Source organism: Mesorhizobium sp. M4B.F.Ca.ET.143.01.1.1 (assembly GCF_004792275.1).
Taxonomy (GTDB): Bacteria; Pseudomonadota; Alphaproteobacteria; order Rhizobiales; family Rhizobiaceae; genus Mesorhizobium; species Mesorhizobium abyssinicae.
The window spans coordinates 1-290 of the sequence record NZ_SRSR01000326.1 but is presented as its reverse complement, the minus strand read 5'-3'; the positions used below and the strand labels follow the sequence as shown (position 1 = coordinate 290).

Here is a 290-nt window from a genome sequence, read left to right as displayed (position 1 = left end):
GGCCGGCGTATTCAAGCTGACCGAGGGCAAGCTGTTCTTCGACGGCAAGGAGGTGTCTTTCGCCACCCCCGCCGAGGCGCTTCGCGCCGGCATCGCCATGGTGTTTCGGGAGACCAATCTGGTGCCGTCCATGACCGTGGCGCAGAACCTCTATCTCGGCGAAGAGAAGATGTTCAACCGGTTGCGCGGCCTCTAGTTTCGAAAGACAAGCAATGTCCAAGCTCATCTCCAAATGGAACTACCCGACCACCGTCCGCTTCGGCGCCGGCCGCATCAAGGAACTGCCAGAC

Annotated in this window: 1 pseudogene; it reads left to right on the top strand. The window is 60.7% G+C overall.

Going from position 1 to position 290, the window contains the following annotated elements:
* Positions 1-193, top strand: a pseudogene (locus EN786_RS37190) (sugar ABC transporter ATP-binding protein); the annotation flags it as partial.
* Between the last annotated feature and the right edge of the window lie 97 nt (positions 194-290).